Source organism: Paenibacillus praedii, assembly GCF_049725345.1.
GTDB lineage: Bacteria > Bacillota > Bacilli > Paenibacillales > Paenibacillaceae > Pristimantibacillus.
The window spans coordinates 1-18,526 of record NZ_JBMWAM010000026.1 but is presented as its reverse complement, the minus strand read 5'-3'; the positions used below and the strand labels follow the sequence as shown (position 1 = coordinate 18,526).

Here is an 18,526-nt window from a genome sequence, read left to right as displayed (position 1 = left end):
AAGGGAGCTGATCATGTGTTATTAACCGACGTCATCAAGGATCTGTCTTACAAGCTCGTGCAAGGCGAGCTACATAGAGAAGTGCAAGCTATAGCTTATGATTCGAGAATAGTCGAGGAAAACGGCTTATTTGTGGCAATTTCCGGCTTTTCGGCGGATGGTCATCAATTTATTGATAAGGCGGTTGCGCTTGGCGCAAAGACGATCATCGTTGAGAAAGATGTTACTGTAAGTCCCGAGATAACGGTGCTGAGGGTTGCGGATACGCGGAAAGCGCTCGCGCGTGTCGCGTCCAACTTCTACCACCGGCCAACGGAGCAGATGAATTTGATCGGCATTACAGGTACGAACGGGAAAACCTCTACGACTTATTTTATCAAATCGATCTTCGAGCAAACGAACACGTCCATCGGCATTATCGGCACGATCGGTACGGTAATTGGTGAGAAGGTTATTCAAAATAAAAACACGACGCCCGAATCGCTTAATCTGCAGCAAATATTCGCGGATATGATCGAATCGCACACGAAGCACTGTATGATGGAGGTATCCTCGCATGCGCTTAACCTGAATCGCGTAGCTCATTCCAGCTTTAATACGGGGGTTTATACAAACCTGACGCCCGATCATTTGGAGCTCCATCGTACAATGGAGGAGTATTTCGAAGCTAAGGCTATGCTGTTCGAGCTGACAACCGATTACAACATCATTAATGCGGATGATGAGTACGGTCGAGTACTGATTGATCGGCTAAAGGGCCGTAGAGTGAAGCTGGTTACCTACGCCATTGAGCAGGATGCGGATATTTACGCGTCAGACATTCACTATTTTGCCGATCATACTTTTTATACCGTTCATACACCTAAGGGAAGCGTAGAAATCAAGGTAAACCTGCCTGGCGCCATCTATGTATATAACAGCCTGGCGGCGATTGCTACAGCTTACTGCAACCAATTCACCCTCCAGCAGATTGCTGACGGCATTGCGGCTGTAAAAGGCATCAAAGGACGCCTTGAGGTCGTCTATCAGGACGAGGACAACAAAATCATCGTCGATTTCGCGCATACGGAGGACAGTCTCGCGAAGGCGCTGAGCACGATTAGACCCTTCGCAAAGGGTAGAATTATTCTCGTATTTGGCGTATATGCGTCAGAAGATGATACCGGTACAGCTAAGCGTAGAGGCATGGCCAAGGTTGCAGCAACGTTAGCCGATTTCTCCGTCGTCACATCCGACAATCCGAAGGAGCAGGATAATAACCTGATCATAAGAGAAATCGTTGAAGGCATGGAGGCGTATAACGGCGCATATGAAGCGGTCATCGATCGCAGAGATGCGATTGCCTTCGCCATTGATATCAGCAGGAAAGACGATGTTATTCTGATTGCCGGCAAAGGACATGAAACGTCACAAGTGGTTGGCAAGACAGAAATTCCTTTTAATGAAGCAGAAATCGTTAGAGAACTAATGGACAAACGTGATAAGAAACTGACAGCTCGTTAAACAATACAGCAAATGAAAGGTATTATACTATGTGCGGTTTTGTAGGATTTGCAGACAGTCGAATCGAGATGGATCACGAATCCGTTATTCAAGCGATGATGGATACGATCATTCATAGAGGTCCCGATAGCGGCGGCATATACTCTGATGAGCAGGTAACATTCGGATTTAGACGTCTGAAAATTATAGATATGTCTGAAGTAGCGAGTCAGCCCATGTACAATGAGGACCAAAGCTGTGTTCTAATTTTTAATGGCGAAATTTATAATTACCAAGAGCTTCGGGAGGACTTGATTGCGAAGGGCCACACCTTCGTAAGTCATACCGATAGCGAAGTAATTATTCATGGATATGAAGAGTACGGCGTATCGGTGCTTCATAAGCTTAGGGGTATGTTTGCTTTTGCGATTTGGGATGCGAATAAGGAAACAATGTTTCTTGCAAGAGACTTTTTTGGCATTAAGCCTCTTTATTATACGCAAAACACGATCGACGGATCCTTCCTGTTCGGCTCAGAGATTAAGTCGTTTCTGAAGCAACCCGCTTTTCGCAAAGAGCTGAACAAGGATGCGCTCAAGCCTTATCTGACCTTTCAATATTCCGTGCTCGACGAGACGTTCTTCAAGGGCGTATATAAGCTGAAGCCAGGCCACTACATGCTCTACCAGAAGGGCAAGCTCGAGATCAATCCTTACTGGGATGCGAGCTTTAACGAGGAAGAGAATAGTCTGGCCCATTATGTTGAACAAATTAAGAACACGGTTAAGGAATCGGTGGACTATCACCAGATTAGCGACGTGAAGGTCGGCTCTTTCTTATCCGGCGGAATTGATTCCAGCTACATCACGGCTTTGCTGAAGCCGAACAAGACGTTTTCCGTTGGCTTTAAGGATTATGAGGGTAATTTTAACGAAACAGATCTCGCCAAGGACTTATCTGATATTTTGCAAATTGAAAATCACAAAAAGCTGATCAGCGCAGACGAGTGCTTCGAGCTTCTGCCAACGATTCAATATCATATGGACGAGCCTCAGTCTAATCCGTCTTCCGTGCCTTTATATTTCCTCGCAGAGCTTGCAAGCAAGCATGTGACGGTCGTACTGTCGGGAGAAGGCGCAGATGAAATCTTCGGCGGCTACGATTGGTATGATACGACGCCTGCGATGAAAAAGTACAAGAAGATTCCTTTTGTCGTGCGGCGCTCCTTATCGTTGCTAAGCGGCAACCTTCCTAAAAACCGCTTCTCCTCCTTCGTCGTGAAGGGCGGACAGCGCGTAGAGGAACGCTTCATCGGTCAGGCCAAAGTGTTTGACGAAGCGGATGCGTTAGCGGTACTGAAGGATGACTACCAGGCTGGCCCTTCCGTACAAAGCATCACTGCAGGCGTATACGAACAGGTGAGAGGCAAGGATGACGTTACCAAGATGCAATACGTCGATCTGAAGCTATGGCTCCCAGGCGATATTCTTCTTAAAGCGGACAAAATGAGCCTCGCACATTCAATTGAGCTGCGGGTGCCATTCCTCGATAAAATGGTTATGGATTTGGCCTCCAAGCTGCCAACAGGCCTACGTGTGCATCCGAGCAATACAAAATACGCATTGCGCACGGCTGCAAAAGAGGTATTGCCCGAGGAATGGGCGAATAGGCCAAAGGTTGGCTTCCCTGTCCCTATACGACATTGGCTGCGGGAAGAGAAGTATTATAAGCTCGTGAAGGACATGTTCCAGTCGAACGCGTCGAAGCAATTTTTCCACACGGATGAACTTATGAAGTATTTGGATATCCATTATTCAGGTAAGCAAAATCATGCTAGATACATTTGGACTGTGTATGTCTTCCTCGTATGGTATAAGCGGTTTTTCGAAGAACAGTAGTCACGATTATTGCTGTACAGAAAAGGAACTCCAACATGAAAAAAATCGTAATGATAGTCTTTTTAATAGGTGTGGTCTTTGCTGTTTTTACTTTTTTTAATAAAAATATCGCCGAAGAAACATTTAACAATACGATTATTGAGACACCAAGTCCCACTGCTGCCCCAAAGATCGAGCAAGGTAGTATTACTGTGATAAATACCGATGCTGAAACCCTGCTGCCAATTCCAGGTACGATATACACGATAACAAATTCAGACACCTCCGTTATCGTTGAGACATTAACTACGGATGCAGCGGGCAAAGCAAGATCAGGCCTGCTGGATTACGGGACAAGCTATTTAATTAGGCAGCAGGAAATCATGATGCCCTACCAACTGGTGGATGAGGATATCCATGTGGACATAAATGCCCCAAACCAAGAGTTCACCATGAATAACCAGATGCCTGAGCATGTGAAAAAAACGGTCCGGACAGAAGATGGCCGCATCGTCATTAAAAAGGTCTACATCGATGTCCCTACGGTTATGCAGAAGCCTGAGCTCCCTAATGGCTGTGAAATCACCTCCTTAACGGCCGTGCTCAACTACTACGGCTACGAAGCGACAAAAACACAAATGTCGGATACGTATTTGCCGAAGAGAGCCTTCTCCTCCAAGGACGGAAAATTATATGGACCCGATCCCTATCAATATTACGCTGGCGAGCCAAGAGATCTAAAGGGGGGATTTTTCAGCTTTGCGCCTCCCATTGTTGATGCAGCCAACCTCTATTTCGATGCCGTTGGACGCAGCAACAGTACAGCGGATATTAGCGGAAGCACGCGAGAGCAAATTATGGATCAGCTGAACGCAGGCATCCCCGTCGTCATGTGGATAACGCTCGATCTGACACCACCGAAGATGAATTACGGCTGGAACTATAATGACACGGGTGAATACCACATTGCCCCGGTCAATTTACATGTCGCGGTCATAAATGGTTATGAAGACAACAAAGTACATGTCATGAACCCTTTAGAGGGTCAGGTTACCTACGATGCGGATACATTTTTTAACAGCTATGAGGAAATGGGAAGTCATGCTATGATTGTCGGTAGCTAAATGCGATGTTTTAAACACTTCATCAAAAGTAGGTTGAATTATGGAACATAAAAGCTTAGGCGTCATAGGTGGCATGGGACCAAAGGCGACATCCGTATTTTTCGACAAGGTGATTGAGCAAACTGCAGCAGAGCGCGATCAGGACCATATCAATATGGTCATCCTGAATCATGCGACCCTGCCGGACCGGACAGGCGTCATCTTAAGCAAGCAAGGAGAGCTGTTCCTCGAGGCAGTGGCCAAGGATCTGAAGCTGCTTGAAGCGGCTAATGTTGCCCATATCGCAATTCCTTGCAACACCTCTCACTATTTCTACAAAGAAATGCAGCGGATGACGAGCATCCCGATTATTAATATGGTGGATGAGACACTCCAGGAAATATACCGCAGCTACGGAGAGCATTGCAAGATCGGTATTCTTGCTACGAATGGGACCATTAGCAGCGGCGTTTACCGCCATGGCTGTGAACGATTCAATATGCAGCTTCATGAACCAAATGAAGCGGTGCAAGCGCATGTGATGGACATTATATACAACAAGGTAAAGCGCAATTTGCCTGTTGAGCCCTCCGAGTTTGAAGGCATCATTAACGACCTGCTGGTGAATGAAAACTGCCAATGTGTTATTCTCGCATGCACCGAGCTATCCTGTATTCCCATTCGGGATGAGGTTGCAAAATATTGTGTGGATGCGATGGATGTGCTCGTAGAGCGGTCCATTACGCTATCAGGCAAGCAGTCTATTTCGCAGTAGGATAAGGTTCATAACCGAGCGTTTGCTGCATACTGGCGGGACTAGATGAATAAAAAAAATAGTGGAGCAGGGAATCGTCCCGCTCCACTATTTTTTTATTTAGATTGATGCTCCATTTATAACGTCAGCTTCACGGTCTCTCACCTCAAGCAAGAGCGGAAGCTGTTCGAAGAACACATCTACGACAAGCGGGTCAAAATGCTTGCCCTGCTCCTCTCTAATGAGGGATAAGATGTTCTCCAGCTCCCAGGCTGCTTTGTAAATCCTCGCACTGCCTAAAGCGTCGAAAACGTCTGCAATAGCCGTAATTCGACCATATATATGAATATCTTCGCCTTTAAGACCTTGCGGATAACCTGATCCATCCCACTTCTCATGATGCTGCAGTGCAACGATAGCTGCAGCTTTCATAAGCGGCCGCTTTGAATTTTTAAGCAGACGGTAGCCGGTTTCAGCATGACTCTTCATCAGCTCGAATTCTTCCGCTGTCAGCTTGCCTGGCTTCTGCAGAATGGCATCTGGTATAGCGACCTTGCCAATATCATGCATAGGTGAAGCACTGCGCAGCATTTCTGCTTCAGCTTCGCTCATCCCTAAGCCTAATGCCAGGATGCAGGAATATTCTGCAACCCGTCTTACATGATTGCCAGTTTCCTTTGAGCGGCTCTCGCCCATCTCTCCCATTGCAAAAATAACCTCACGCTGCGTTTCCAAAATTTCTTCATGCAGCAATACGGATTCGAGTGATTTGCCGGAATAAGAAGCCGCCAGCTCTAAATATTCCATGTCTTTTGTAGAAAAGGTCTGCGCCTCCGTCAGCTTATTAACAGCTTGATAGGCTCCAATAACCTCACCTTCATTATTTCGAAAAGGAATCGTAATAATCGACTTCGTCAAATAGCCTGTTTGCACGTCACTCTCCAGGTTATGACGCGGATCCTGATAAGCGTCATCAATATTGAAAGGCTGCCCTGTGCTAATCGCTGCGCCAACTAACCCGCTTCCGTAAGGGATTCGAATTTCTCCAGTACCGTGAGCAACGACCGTAAACAATTCATTGCGTACCGCATCAATCAGCCACACTGTACAGCGGTCGGCAACAATCATTTCCCTGCCCATATCCGCCATTAAAATAAGAACAGCCTCCAGCTTTTTTTCATTTCCTATTTTAGCCGTATATTCGAATATCACCTTGAGCATCTGTTCGGAAGATAAGTCTAATTTAAAAGAGCGAGGTTCATTGAAGTCTTTAAGCATCCAGGTCACTCCTCCAGCGGTTTAAGCATTCTTATACAATTCGCTTTCAATTACTGTAAATCCTGCTCATTCGACTAATGAACACGACATTATTCGACACACACCTGCTAATAGCAGCCCAATCGTCTCCTATAGTTGCGTTAGGAAAAGTGTCCATGCTATAATTATTTCTGCTCGCGCGTCCGTAGCTCATCCGGATAGAGCAAACGTTTCCTAAACTGCAGATCACGCCTTCGATTTCTGTCGCGGTACGCTTCACTAAAGCATTGAGAAGCCTTCCTGTTAAGCGATTCTTTGTAATTTTGAGTGTATGCTCGTGCGAGGCGCTTGTTGACAATGTTGTCCTTCGGCTGTCATTAGGACAACAACAGGACAACAAGAATTAAGTTGGAACCGCTCTGTGGGTTGGAGAAGGTGAACGCAACTCTGCATGTCTGAGTCAACTTTTGTTATAATCTTCACTTTCGCGGCTCCGTAGCTCAACGGATAGAGCAACCCTCTCCTAAAGGGTAGATGTCAGTTCGATTCTGGCCGGGGCCGCCATTTTCCAAACATTTCTGAACCGTGTAGTTGCACGGTTCTTTTTTATTTCGTGGGTATGTTTGCGGGAGCCACTTGTTGGAAAAGTTATCCTCAGTTGCCCTGTAGGACAACAGAATGCAAGAACGTCAGAATAGTTGTGCCTTGTAACAAGTTATTCATCTATGCATAGGTAAAATGGCATGATATAGTCAATTTGAAGGGATTGGAAATTTATCCAGTTTCATTTTAGAATTTCGCAAATTTATGTGTTAGGCGAAATCGTATTAAGAAAGGAGACAATAAATGAGAATAAAAGATCTATTTCCTTCTGAAGATATGCTTTCTAGATGGATAGTTGGATTATCTATAATTCATAATCAATTGAAATATATTGAAGACCAAGCTCTAAGTTTATTGAGAAGAAAGCAGATACAATTCATTGTGGATGATATGTCACCTCAATTTAGGTATATGTGTTCTACTTTAAGAGAAGCGATATGGTATTTATATAAAACTCGAGAGGAAAAAGAAATAAAAGAATTTATAAATATGCTACCTTCTCATATAAAACAAGATTATGAAACAATTATGAAATTCTTTTTAGGCAATGAGGATGAGGATATTCTTCAGAGAATGCGAGATGTAAGAGACCGTTCATTTCATTTCCCAAAACCTAATGATAATAGACATAATGAGTTAGCAGAGGCTTTAGAAAGTCTTCAAGATCAGACCATAATTGAAGGTAATAAAGATTACTTTCTATTTGGAACTCAAATCGGTGATTACATAATGTATAAGTCATTCCTAAGAACAGAAGAATTTAATTCAGAATATGAAAGATCATTAATTGGCATAAAGAAAGTAAAAGAGGCTTTTCAAGAGTACATTAAGTTTTCTAGAGAAACGATTGATTTTTATATTAGCCAAAGAACTGGCTAAAATACGACTTCGCCTAACACCATATTCACGCTTCGGGTCGACTCTGTCGCCCCTCGGTCCGGCAGGAGTTAGAAGTTTAGAAGTGGATCGGGGACGCATTTTCAGTAGCGGGGAAGCCGGAGGAGGAGCCTACACAGCAGTCCGTCTAGGACAGGGATATTAAAAGGTAGACATTGGATAGAAGTTCGAGTTATTGTAGGAAGTAGAGCATAAGGGAGGAATAACATGAAAACAGCAGGAACTTTACTATTAGTATCCGCAATTGTTGAAGCAATTTTGGGGATTCCGATTATAGGCGGCTCCATCGTCCTACTATCAGGCTATACGGTGTTGTTCATCACACTCGTTCTTCACATCGTAACGCTAGTATTTTGTTCGCAGAACAAAAAACCAATCGCCGGCAGTATTCTAGGTATTGTAACATCGGTATTAGCATGGATTCCAATCCTCGGTATGATTATGCACATTGTTACCGCAGTTGTGCTGTTCCTTGCGGTTTATAAGAAACCCAGGCACGAACAGACGCCATACCCGCCTGCTCCAGGCAGCTTCTAAAAGAAGGAAGGCCTAGGCAAAGTACGATAATTATAAGTAAAAACAGCATTCCCTTGCTCATGGGGAATGCTGTTTTTATGATCATCCTATAAATGATAAGTGCTACATGCCAGCGGGCATTCCGAACATTTGTGTCAGCTCATTGAGCGTAATAACATCTGTTGGAATTTCTTCGAATACAGCTTCTTTATTGATATCCGAGTAGCTCACATCGAAACGGAGACCAAGCTTCATCGTTTGACCGCTTTCCTTTTCCGTAGCCTCTATATTCACTTGACCATCTTGATAAACAAGATTGTCATCCTGAATTGCGCTACTCACCTTCAGCGTATTCACTTTAACATCATTTTTCAGCGTATCGAGGATTTCAGCTTTGTTCGACGCAAGGTCGGTTTTTGCCTTCTCGAGATCTGCTTTCTCCAGTTGAAGCGCGCTTAGTGCCTCTTCATTCGAAAGCATGACATCAATTAGCTCAGGCAAAACGGTATTCACGACAAGATCAACCGTCTCCGCATAGTTGCTTTCATTAATTTCAACTGCGATAACCTTATCAGCTTCCATGCCTTCAGGCAGAGCTGCATCTTCAGCCTTCAGCTGGCTGAAATACGTCTCCTCGTCAAAATGCTTCATAACGACTGCCCCAATGTCCTGACCTAGCTTCTGCTGCGCTGCCAAATCCATGGCAGGTGCCCCTTGCTGTTCAGCCAGCTCATTAAGATCGATCATAATATACTTGCCTGTCAATGTCTCAGGCAATGGCAGCATTGGAATCTGTGGTATTTTCACATATAGCGTCTCAGCTGTCATTATCATGGGAACGGTCAGCGTCATTTGCATATCGCCTGGGATGACAATTTCCATACTCATATCGGTGCGCATCGGGTCCTTCTGATAAACCGCATCAACGGTAATCGACGCATCCTTAATCATGCTGATGATCGCTGCAGTTGCAGCTGCGTCTGTATCCTGCGTTAGATCCTGTGGCAGCTCCAATTCATTTAATCCAAACGTCATTTTCACTTTGTAGGAGTCAGCCTCGCTAATCTTCGTCATAGCCGACTGCAAATCTTTCTTTGGTGATGTGTTCGCGCTGCATCCTGCAATCACGACCATAATAACGGTCAACAGAAGCACCGCTATTTTTTGAACCATTTTCATGCTGTATGTTCCTCCCCTCTTTTTATATGAGCACCTCCATTCTATACTAAAAAACCACCATTTATAAGTAACAACCAAAAAATCCCGTTTCAAAATAACGAAAACGGGATTCTTGATCTATATATTTTGGGACTTTAGTTTGATTTATTCCTTACCCTTCAGGGTTATGGTGACTAACGTGATTACGCTGCTTCGTCTTCTTAGAACCGGATAACGGCTTCTGCTGTCCACGGCCATCACGATTTTGCCTGCCCTTCTCCGGATTGCTCTCTGGAACGGGAACGCTGTCTTGCTTGCTCATCAACTAATCCTCCTATACCTGTGGTTATCAATGCATTAGCTTCTTTGATGCTCCAAATCAGTTGGCTGATCGTGGTTCAGCGCATCCTGATGGCGTCGATCATTTTTATCTTGCTGCAGCTGCTGCGCTTGATGGCTGTTTACCGCTTCTGTCTCCAGCGTTTCTACGACATTGGACAGATTTTTATCAGCCGTTCCCTTCGCTTTTGTCACAGGCCGTCCCTCCTCTCGCACATTTACACATGAGTCAATTGCTGCAGCGCTTGCGCGCATTCATGCAAATGTCTCTGATAATCGTGAATAAGCTGCTGAATGATATCTGTTCGCTCATCGACCGTTACCCTATCTTTTTCAACATCAACCAGCTCGACCTTGACCTCCCGGCTATCGATATAGGTAACCTTAAAATCAAAGGTATACGCTTGATGCCCCGACGCCTCAATTGTTACCCTCAGCGCCTTTGCATCTGCCCCGTCAGGCAGTACCGTACAGCTATCGGCTTCATTCATTGTGTCTGGCAACGTCTGCCGCCATGCATCGGCTAAGCTCTCCTGATCAATTTGCAGCTCATCTGATTTAACCATCTTAGAAGCACCTCCATACCGATTAACATGCGGAGGAGAAGGTCTTTTTATACGATCGTACTTGCAAAAAAAAAAGCCCAAGCGCTGGGCGCTTGAGCTTTGTACTGTGTCATTTGAAGGTAATGATGGCGGAGAGGAAGGGATTCGAACCCTTGTGAGCTTGCGCTCTAACGGTTTTCAAGACCGCCCCGTTATGACCGCTTCGGTACCTCTCCATCATATAATTGTCACAAGGGATATTATAACACAAGTCAAAATACAGAATCAACTGCATTTTGACTTTGCGGTAAAATATTTTTTAATTAATCGGCTTTGATCTCGCTAACTCCGCCCATATATGGACGCAGCACCTCTGGAATCGATACCGATCCATCCGGATGCTGATAGTTTTCCAAAATCGCTGCGACTGTACGTCCCACCGCAAGCCCTGAACCGTTCAACGTATGCACGAATTCCGGCTTGCTCTTCGTATCGCGGCGGAAACGAATGCTTGCGCGGCGCGCTTGGAAGTCTTCAACGTTGGAGCAGGACGATATTTCACGGTATGTATCGGCGCTTGGCAGCCATACCTCAAGATCGTACGTCTTAGCCGCTGTGAAGCCCATATCGCCCGTACAAAGCGCCAGCACGCGATAAGGAAGACCGAGTAGCTGAAGCACCTTCTCCGCGTTAGCAGTCATTTTCTCAAGCTCTTCGTAGGAGTCCTCAGGCTTCGTCAGCTTGATGAGCTCAACTTTATTGAATTGATGCTGGCGAATCAAGCCCCGCGTATCGCGACCAGCAGAACCGGCCTCAGAGCGGAAGCAAGAGCTGTAGGCCACATAATATTTCGGAAGCTCCTCCGCAGTGAGAATCTCCTCGCGATGCAAGTTCGTTACGGGAACCTCAGCTGTAGGAATGAGATAATAATCGGAATTGGACAGCTTAAATAAATCCTCTTCGAACTTTGGAAGCTGACCCGTTCCAAACAGGCTGTCGCGATTGACGAGATACGGCGGCAGCACTTCCTCATAGCCATGCTTGTCGCTGTGCAGATCCATCATAAAGCTAATAAGCGCACGCTCGAGACGCGCTCCGAGACCCCGATAAAAGGTAAAGCGCGAGCCAGTTACCTTCGCAGCCCGTTCAAAATCCAAAATACCGAGCGTTTGCGCAATTTCCCAGTGGGGCTTAGGCTCAAAATCAAAGCTTGGCACCTCGCCATTGCGGCGAAGCTCAACGTTATCCTCCTCGGACTTTCCGATCGGTACACTCTCATTAGGAATGTTCGGAATCGCTTGAGTCAGCTCTTCAACCTGAGCCTCCAACACGCGCAGCTCCTCATCCAGCTCCTTAATTCGATCACCGACTTCTCTCATCTCGATGATGAGGGCATCCGCGTCTCCACCGGTTTTTTTTAGCTTAGCCACTTCCTGAGACACCGTATTCCGGCGATTCTTCAACGTCTCCGTCTCTTGGATGAGATCGCGGCGCTTCGTATCTAATACGGGGAAATCAGCAATAAGATCAAGTGAAGCTCCGCGGTTGCGCATTGCCTCCTCAACCTTATCAAATTCATTTCTTAATATTTTAACGTCCAGCACGTTCCATAAGCCCCTCTCTGAAGGGAATAGTATAGTTTACCGCTAAGCCCTGCTTGCCGCTGCTTCCTGCACCATATTTAAAAAATAAGCATGCAAGCTGTAATCGTCCGTCAGCTCCGGATGGTAAGACACTGCGAGCAAGTGGCCTTGTCTTGCTGTTACAATTTCATCCTTATAAGTAGACAGCACGTCCACATTAGAGCCAACCTTCTTAATAAGCGGCGCTCGAATGAATACAGCTCGAACCGGCTCATCGATGCCCTTCACCTGCAAATCCGTCTCGAAGCTTTCCCTTTGACGACCGAAAGCATTGCGCGCAACCGTCATATCCATGAGACGCAAATGTGCTTCCTCTTGCCCTTCTATTTCGTCAGCAAGCACGATAAGACCGGCACAAGTGCCAAACAACGGTTTCCCTTGGGCAGAAAAGTCGCGAATCGGATCCATAAATCCGTACTGCCGCATCAGCTTGCCGATCGTCGTGCTTTCGCCGCCAGGAATGACCAGCCCTTGCAGCTCATCAAGCTGCTCCACCCGTTTAACGGCGACCGCTTCCGCGCCCGCCGCCTCTAAGCTGCGTATATGCTCCGCTACTGCGCCTTGAAGCGCAAGAACGCCAATTTTCATTGTATTCGCCTTCCTTTACAGGCAAGAGCCGGCGGCACTTCACGCGCTTAGCCGGCACCTGCATATCACTTCTATTAGATACCGCGGTCTTGCATACGCTGTCCGGCTTCAAGCTTGGAAATCTCGATGCCTTTCATCGGTGTTCCCAAGTTTTTCGAAACTTCAGCAATAAGCTTGTAGTCTTGATAATGAGTAGTCGCTTCTACGATTGCGCGAGCGAACTTCTCTGGGCTGTCCGATTTGAAAATACCGGAGCCTACGAATACGCCATCTGCGCCAAGGTGCATCATAAGCGCTGCATCAGAAGGCGTTGCTACGCCGCCTGCCGCGAAGTTAACGACTGGAAGCTTGCCTGTTTCATGCACATTAAGCAACAGATCGTAAGGAACGCCAAGAAGCTTAGCTTCATGATACAGTTCGTCTTTCGACAAGCCTTGAACCTTGCGAATTTGTCCGTGAATCAAACGAAGGTGACGAACAGCTTCTACGATATTGCCTGTTCCAGGCTCACCCTTCGTACGAAGCATAGCTGCGCCTTCTTGAATACGGCGCAAGGCTTCGCCAAGATCCTTCGCTCCGCAAACGAAAGGAATGGTGAATTCGTTCTTGCTAATGTGGAAAACCTCATCTGCAGGCGTCAACACTTCGCTCTCATCGATGTAGTCAACTCCCATCGATTCCAACACTTTCGCTTCTACATAATGCCCGATACGAGCCTTCGCCATAACCGGGATCGATACAACCTTCATAACTTCTTCCACAATCGTCGGATCCGCCATGCGAGCTACTCCGCCAGCTGCACGAATATCGGAAGGTACGCGCTCAAGCGCCATAACTGCCGTTGCCCCTGCCGCTTCTGCTATCTTCGCTTGCTCAGCGTTCATAACGTCCATGATGACGCCGCCCTTTTGCATTTCTGCCATGCCGCGTTTTACGCGTGATGTTCCTGTTTCCATACTATAAATCCTCCTATTGTTATACCTGAAATTGTATATTACCGAAGTATGTTCTAACCATTGATTTTACAGGAATGACGTTTAATCGACAACCCTTGTTTTCGCTTATTTCCTTGTTTTCAGCTCGGATTAGAACAAATTGACGATTCCGTTAAACAATCCGGCAAAAAAATCACCAATCGCACGGAACATCAAGCGGAGCCAGCCTGCTTTCTCCGCTTCCTCCGTCGTGACCAAATTTACCGTCTGCTCTAGCGTTTGCTTTGTTTCATCATCTGTATATTGGTACGTTACGGTTCCAACAACCGTGCCTGCCGGAAGCGGCGCCACCAGCTCATCCTCGGTTTTCACTTGACTGGAGACCGGCTCAACCTTCGGCTCTGCGCCCTTTTTCACCATGAATGTAATATCTTCATCGGTGACGACTGGTACAGTTTTCTGCTTACCCTTTTTAATCTTCACCGTTTGAACCGATTCTACCACAGTTTTCGGCGCAAGCACTGTCTTTTTCTCGAACGTGTTATAACCATAATCATATAGCTTCGCTGTTTCAACAAAGCGTGCGGACATCGTAGCTGTGTCCATAACAACGCTTATGAACCGCAGATCGCCCTTTTTCACCGTTCCAGTGAAGTTGTAGCCGGCCGAGTTAATAAATCCGGTCTTCATCCCATCTACACCTTCATAAGCCAAATGCTTTAGACCTGTTTTATTCGTATTGGATGAGAGCATCCAATTGAAGTTAACCATCGGATCCGTATCTCGATCACGGAACTTGTAATCCTGCATCTTGGAATAATCCAAAAAGTCAGGATGCTCCGTCAAAATGAGACGAGCAAGCTTAGCCAAATCTGAAGCAGAGATAACGGTTGTATCCTCAAAGCCTGTTGCGCTTGCAAAAACAGCTGTTGTCAAACCAAGCTGATCTGCCGTTTCATTCATTTTATCTACAAAAGCTTGCTCGGTGCCTGCAATGTGAGTCGCCAGCGCTCTTGTTGCATCGTTTGCCGATCCGACTGCCATCGCTATATATAAGTCCTTAACCGTGTGCTGATCGCCTTCTGCCAAAAATATTTGGGATTCCTCTCGCAGCGTATCGGCCGCTTCAGCACTAACAGAAATCATTTGATCCCACGCTAATTTTCCACTCTTGATTTCATTAAGCACGATATATTCCGTCATCAGCTTCGTCATACTGGCTGGCGGAAGAGGCTCATCCGCATTGACACCAAACAAAACCTGACCCGATTCTTCCTCGATTAAAATAGCAGATTTAACTTGTAAGCCTAGCGGATTTTCCGTACTAGGTCTATTATCGTAACCTACCGCCAACGCTGTCGTGGAGCCTAATGCCAGTACTACCATCCAAATCGCCAAGCTTGCGGCGATTGCCGTCATTAATCGTACCGGTCGTCTTACCATTACCTTCAACATCTTCTCCCCTTTTCCCACATGAATTGTCCGTTGTTAATTGTAACATATCAAACCGTAACAGTTAAACCTCTTAAGAGGCTACAAGAATGAGTATTCTTTCATCTAACCTACGAGAAGAGCATAAGGATAAGCGCATAAAAAAACAGACAAGGATTAGCGAAAAAATCACTTATCCTTATCTGGTCCGTATTCCGCAAAGCGAGTATAAACTATAAAGAGTAGTTCGGCGCTTCCTTTGTAATTTGCACATCATGCGGATGGCTTTCACGAAGACCTGAGCCTGTAATACGAACAAATTGCGTATCATTCTTCAGCTCTTCAAGAGAAGAAGTACCGCAATAGCCCATGCCCGAACGCAAGCCGCCCAGTAATTGATGAACCGTATCGGCAAGAGGCCCTTTGTAAGGAACGCGGCCCTCGATTCCTTCCGGAACAAGCTTGTTCTCATTCTCCTGGAAGTAACGATCCTTGCTGCCTTCCTTCATCGCGCCTAGGGAGCCCATACCGCGATAAACCTTAAAGCTGCGCCCCTGGAAAATTTCTGTCTCGCCAGGGCTCTCAGCCGTACCTGCGAACAAACTTCCGATCATAATGGCGCTTGCTCCAGACGCGATTGCTTTCGTAATATCACCGGAATATTTGATACCGCCGTCAGCGATAACCGGGATATTATATTCACGTGCAACGCTAGCGCAATCATAGATCGCTGTAATTTGCGGTACGCCAATACCGGCGATAATACGGGTGGTACAAATGGAACCCGGGCCGATACCAACCTTCACCACTGATGCACCCGCCTCGATCAAATCACGGGTAGCATCGCCAGTCGCAACGTTGCCTGCAATGATCGTCAGCTCTGGATAAGCCGCGCGCAATTTACGAACCGCTTCAATAATATTAATATGGTGACCGTGCGCCGAATCCACGACCAGCACGTCAATGCCGGATTGCACGAGCGCTTCAGCCCGTTCCATCGTATCCTTAGAGATGCCTACCGCAGCTCCGCAAAGCAGCCGTCCATGCTGATCCTTAGCTGCATTTGGGAACTGGATCGCCTTCTCAATATCTTTAATCGTAATAAGACCCTTTAGCGTGTTCGATTCGTCGACTAGAGGCAGCTTCTCAATCTTATGCTTTTGCAGCAATACTTCCGCTTCCTGCAACGTCGTGCCGACAGGTGCCGTTACGAGGCTTTCACGAGTCATGACTTCATGGATCTTTATCGAATAATCGTGTACGAAACGTAAGTCACGGTTTGTCAAAATACCGACCAGCTTCTTGTCTTGATCAACAATTGGTACGCCTGAGATGCGGTATTTGCCCATTAGCTCTTCTGCATCATAAACATGGTGTTCAGGTGTCAATGAGAACGGATTTGTAATGACGCCGCTCTCCGAGCGCTTCACGCGGTCTACTTCCTCCGCTTGCTGTGCAATTGACATGTTCTTGTGTATGATGCCAATGCCACCCTCACGCGCTATTGCAATCGCCAAAGCGGATTCGGTTACGGTGTCCATGCCTGCACTAATGAGCGGGATGTTCAGCTTAATGCTCTCGCTTAATCGGATCGAGATGTCAACTTCTCTAGGCAGCACTTCTGATTTGCGCGGAATAAGCAGGACGTCGTCAAACGTTAGCCCTTCTTTGGCGAATTTTGTTTCCCACACGAGTTTGTTCCTCCCTTATTTTCAGTACCTCTCACGTATATTATTGCAATATTAGCAGAGGGGGTATAGGCTGTCAAGGCTGAAGAATCGCTGAACGTAATCCCCTATATCCCGCAATTAGGAGATAACATAAGCGCTATTTCTTTAGAAAAAGTCAAGTAAATAGGTAGTTCGTTCGGGAATGCGTGCATGTAAGCGTTTGATTGCGGCGTTATCCCCTTTTATCTTATCTAATTGTGATAACTGAAGAGGTCGGACATACCCAAGCAGCATGGAAGTAAATGATCCTATATCCATTTTTATTGCTGCATCCGCCTGTTCTTTCTCTGCGATTCGACTTAATCTCGCCTTACCCGATGTATTTATTTGCAGCATAAACTCACCGCTATTCCAGGAAGCATGTTCATCACTTAACTGAATATAGATCAGATCCTCCACAGAATCAGCGTGAAAAGCGTATTGCTCCACAAACGCCTCAGCATCTACAATACGTGCCATAAAGTAAGGGACGATCTCCTGCTTAATACGTGGGTTTGGCAAAAGATATGGCAGCATATCATCAGATGGGGCCGTAAGCGTCACTTCATCAAGCATAGAATCATGCTGTGCAATGAAAGACCATAACGCTTCTCTTGCTTGCTCGTTTAAAGCGATAAGCTCATGAATATGAAGCTTCATATTTTTGACTTCATAAATGATATATCCAAGCGGCCGATCGTTCGGATCATAATAGACAGCTATCTGACCCGGCTTTCTACTGTTTATGCGATAGGTCCACCATAGATCTGTGCGCGCCAGAGTACCGTTATACCTCGACGCATAAGCTTCATACATATCGTTCAAGCCGGAGTATCCGTCTTGTCTTTGTATACGACCGGGATAGCTCTTGCGTGACGGCAGCTGCTCTGACTTTATTGTGTAAGCCTTATGTTCGGTATACGTTTCCCAACCAAATTTACGATAGAAGCTAAAGGAAAAGGGATGTAACAAAGATACCGACTGACCTTTTAACTTCATTTCCTTAAGAGAATGGATAAGAAGCTGTGCGACTAATCCTTGCCGCCGATGTTCCGGCCACGTAGCCACACCGGCTACTCCACCCATGGCGAAACGCTTATCACCGATAAAAGTCTCCAGCTCCAGTACCGTAGCTTGTGCCGCAAATTGACCATTTACAAAAGCAGCATATCGGTTTGCAGGCTCAACTTCATACTGCTCCTTCGATCGTTCGAGCTCCTCCCCAGTCTGCATATATTGGAAGGCAAATTGTGATAAAGCCATACTATCTGCAAAATGATCACTGGCTATCTTTCTGATCTCGACGCTTGCATAATCTTTCCCTTTGTTCATTCCTAAAGCCTCCTCCTATCATTTGATTAGATCATATATGGATTCACATCGAGATGTAAACAACAAAAAACCTATCGCATAACATGCGATAGGTCTCTCGTGCTTGGCGACGTCCTACTCTCCCAGGACCCTGCGGTCCAAGTACCATTGGCGCTGGAGGGCTTAACGGTCGTGTTCGGTATGGGAACGCGTGGTTCCCCTCCGCCATCGCCACCAAACGTAGCGTTTGCACGCTGAAAACTGGATACGAAAGAGAATGGCTGCTGAAAGCCTTTGCTGCTGTCTGCCGGATGTATGGGTCCATGCAAACTTTTTTAGGATAAGCCCTCGACCGATTAGTATTCGTCAGCTCCACAC

Annotated in this window: 17 protein-coding genes, 2 tRNA genes and 1 rRNA gene; 7 read left to right on the top strand and 13 right to left on the bottom strand. The window is 46.2% G+C overall.

Translation table 11 applies throughout. From position 1 onward, the window contains the following. The first annotated feature begins 15 nt into the window (after positions 1-15). The 4 genes from ACO9K6_RS18725 to cuyB are packed head-to-tail and all read left to right on the top strand — an operon-like array spanning position 16 to position 5,237. Entirely contained in the window at positions 16-1,503 is a 1,488-nt protein-coding gene (locus ACO9K6_RS18725) for a UDP-N-acetylmuramoyl-L-alanyl-D-glutamate--2,6-diaminopimelate ligase (protein ID WP_424769073.1), read from the top strand. Positions 1,504-1,532: 29 nt separating this feature from the next. Next, positions 1,533-3,380 (top strand): asparagine synthase (glutamine-hydrolyzing), encoded by a 1,848-nt coding sequence (asnB, locus tag ACO9K6_RS18720; protein WP_424769072.1) that lies wholly within the window; start codon positions 1,533-1,535, stop codon positions 3,378-3,380. 35 nt (positions 3,381-3,415) lie between these two features. Beyond that, positions 3,416-4,483 carry a C39 family peptidase gene (locus tag ACO9K6_RS18715; protein WP_424769071.1) on the top strand — a complete coding sequence of 356 codons (1,068 nt, stop codon included), beginning with the start codon at positions 3,416-3,418 and terminating at the stop codon, positions 4,481-4,483. Between the two features lie 40 nt (positions 4,484-4,523). Then, positions 4,524-5,237: a cysteate racemase gene (gene cuyB / locus ACO9K6_RS18710; RefSeq protein WP_424769070.1), complete on the top strand. Its 714-nt coding sequence runs from the start codon at positions 4,524-4,526 to the stop codon at positions 5,235-5,237. 99 nt (positions 5,238-5,336) lie between these two features. Here cuyB and ACO9K6_RS18705 read toward each other — a convergent pair whose 3' ends face one another. Then, positions 5,337-6,494, bottom strand: coding sequence for an HD domain-containing phosphohydrolase (locus ACO9K6_RS18705; RefSeq protein ID WP_424769069.1), 1,158 nt, complete (start codon positions 6,492-6,494; stop codon positions 5,337-5,339). Between the two features lie 468 nt (positions 6,495-6,962). Between ACO9K6_RS18705 and ACO9K6_RS18700 the strand changes: the two genes are divergently transcribed. From ACO9K6_RS18700 to ACO9K6_RS18690, 3 genes are all read left to right on the top strand, one after another. Next, a tRNA-Arg gene (locus ACO9K6_RS18700) sits at positions 6,963-7,037 on the top strand. Between the two features lie 282 nt (positions 7,038-7,319). Next, the gene (locus ACO9K6_RS18695) at positions 7,320-7,955 is read left to right on the top strand and encodes a hypothetical protein (protein ID WP_424769068.1); all 636 of its coding nucleotides are present in this window, start codon (positions 7,320-7,322) and stop codon (positions 7,953-7,955) included. A 225-nt stretch (positions 7,956-8,180) separates the two neighbouring features. Further along, positions 8,181-8,510: a hypothetical protein gene (locus ACO9K6_RS18690; RefSeq protein WP_424769067.1), complete on the top strand. Its 330-nt coding sequence runs from the start codon at positions 8,181-8,183 to the stop codon at positions 8,508-8,510. A gap of 102 nt (positions 8,511-8,612) precedes the next feature. Here the strand turns inward: ACO9K6_RS18690 and ACO9K6_RS18685 are convergent, their stop codons facing one another. The 12 genes from ACO9K6_RS18685 to rrf all read right to left on the bottom strand — a co-directional run bounded on the left by ACO9K6_RS18685 (position 8,613) and on the right by rrf (position 18,387). Then, positions 8,613-9,668: a hypothetical protein gene (locus ACO9K6_RS18685; RefSeq protein ID WP_424769066.1), complete on the bottom strand. Its 1,056-nt coding sequence runs from the start codon at positions 9,666-9,668 to the stop codon at positions 8,613-8,615. Positions 9,669-9,819: 151 nt separating this feature from the next. Next, positions 9,820-9,969: a small acid-soluble spore protein P gene (locus ACO9K6_RS18680; protein ID WP_424769065.1), complete on the bottom strand. Its 150-nt coding sequence runs from the start codon at positions 9,967-9,969 to the stop codon at positions 9,820-9,822. Between the two features lie 35 nt (positions 9,970-10,004). Next, positions 10,005-10,181 carry a hypothetical protein gene (locus tag ACO9K6_RS18675; protein WP_424769064.1) on the bottom strand — a complete coding sequence of 59 codons (177 nt, stop codon included), beginning with the start codon at positions 10,179-10,181 and terminating at the stop codon, positions 10,005-10,007. A gap of 23 nt (positions 10,182-10,204) precedes the next feature. Beyond that, positions 10,205-10,552 carry a hypothetical protein gene (locus tag ACO9K6_RS18670; protein WP_424769063.1) on the bottom strand — a complete coding sequence of 116 codons (348 nt, stop codon included), beginning with the start codon at positions 10,550-10,552 and terminating at the stop codon, positions 10,205-10,207. Between the two features lie 126 nt (positions 10,553-10,678). Beyond that, positions 10,679-10,767, bottom strand: a tRNA-Ser gene (locus tag ACO9K6_RS18665). 87 nt (positions 10,768-10,854) lie between these two features. Further along, positions 10,855-12,135, bottom strand: coding sequence for a serine--tRNA ligase (gene serS, locus ACO9K6_RS18660; protein ID WP_424769062.1), 1,281 nt, complete (start codon positions 12,133-12,135; stop codon positions 10,855-10,857). Between the two features lie 42 nt (positions 12,136-12,177). Continuing rightward, positions 12,178-12,762, bottom strand: a complete 585-nt coding sequence (gene pdxT, locus ACO9K6_RS18655) for a pyridoxal 5'-phosphate synthase glutaminase subunit PdxT (protein ID WP_424769061.1) — start codon at positions 12,760-12,762, stop codon at positions 12,178-12,180. A 74-nt stretch (positions 12,763-12,836) separates the two neighbouring features. Next, the gene (gene pdxS, locus ACO9K6_RS18650) at positions 12,837-13,718 is read right to left on the bottom strand and encodes a pyridoxal 5'-phosphate synthase lyase subunit PdxS (RefSeq protein WP_424769060.1); all 882 of its coding nucleotides are present in this window, start codon (positions 13,716-13,718) and stop codon (positions 12,837-12,839) included. Between the two features lie 129 nt (positions 13,719-13,847). Beyond that, a complete protein-coding gene (locus tag ACO9K6_RS18645; protein ID WP_424769059.1) occupies positions 13,848-15,152 on the bottom strand; it encodes a D-alanyl-D-alanine carboxypeptidase family protein in 1,305 nt (434 codons plus the stop codon). A gap of 209 nt (positions 15,153-15,361) precedes the next feature. Continuing rightward, positions 15,362-16,819: an IMP dehydrogenase gene (gene guaB, locus ACO9K6_RS18640; protein ID WP_424769058.1), complete on the bottom strand. Its 1,458-nt coding sequence runs from the start codon at positions 16,817-16,819 to the stop codon at positions 15,362-15,364. A 144-nt stretch (positions 16,820-16,963) separates the two neighbouring features. Beyond that, complete coding sequence (locus tag ACO9K6_RS18635; protein WP_424769057.1) at positions 16,964-18,169, bottom strand: GNAT family N-acetyltransferase; 1,206 nt, start codon at positions 18,167-18,169, stop codon at positions 16,964-16,966. A gap of 101 nt (positions 18,170-18,270) precedes the next feature. Then, positions 18,271-18,387, bottom strand: a 5S ribosomal RNA gene (gene rrf / locus ACO9K6_RS18630). Between the last annotated feature and the right edge of the window lie 139 nt (positions 18,388-18,526).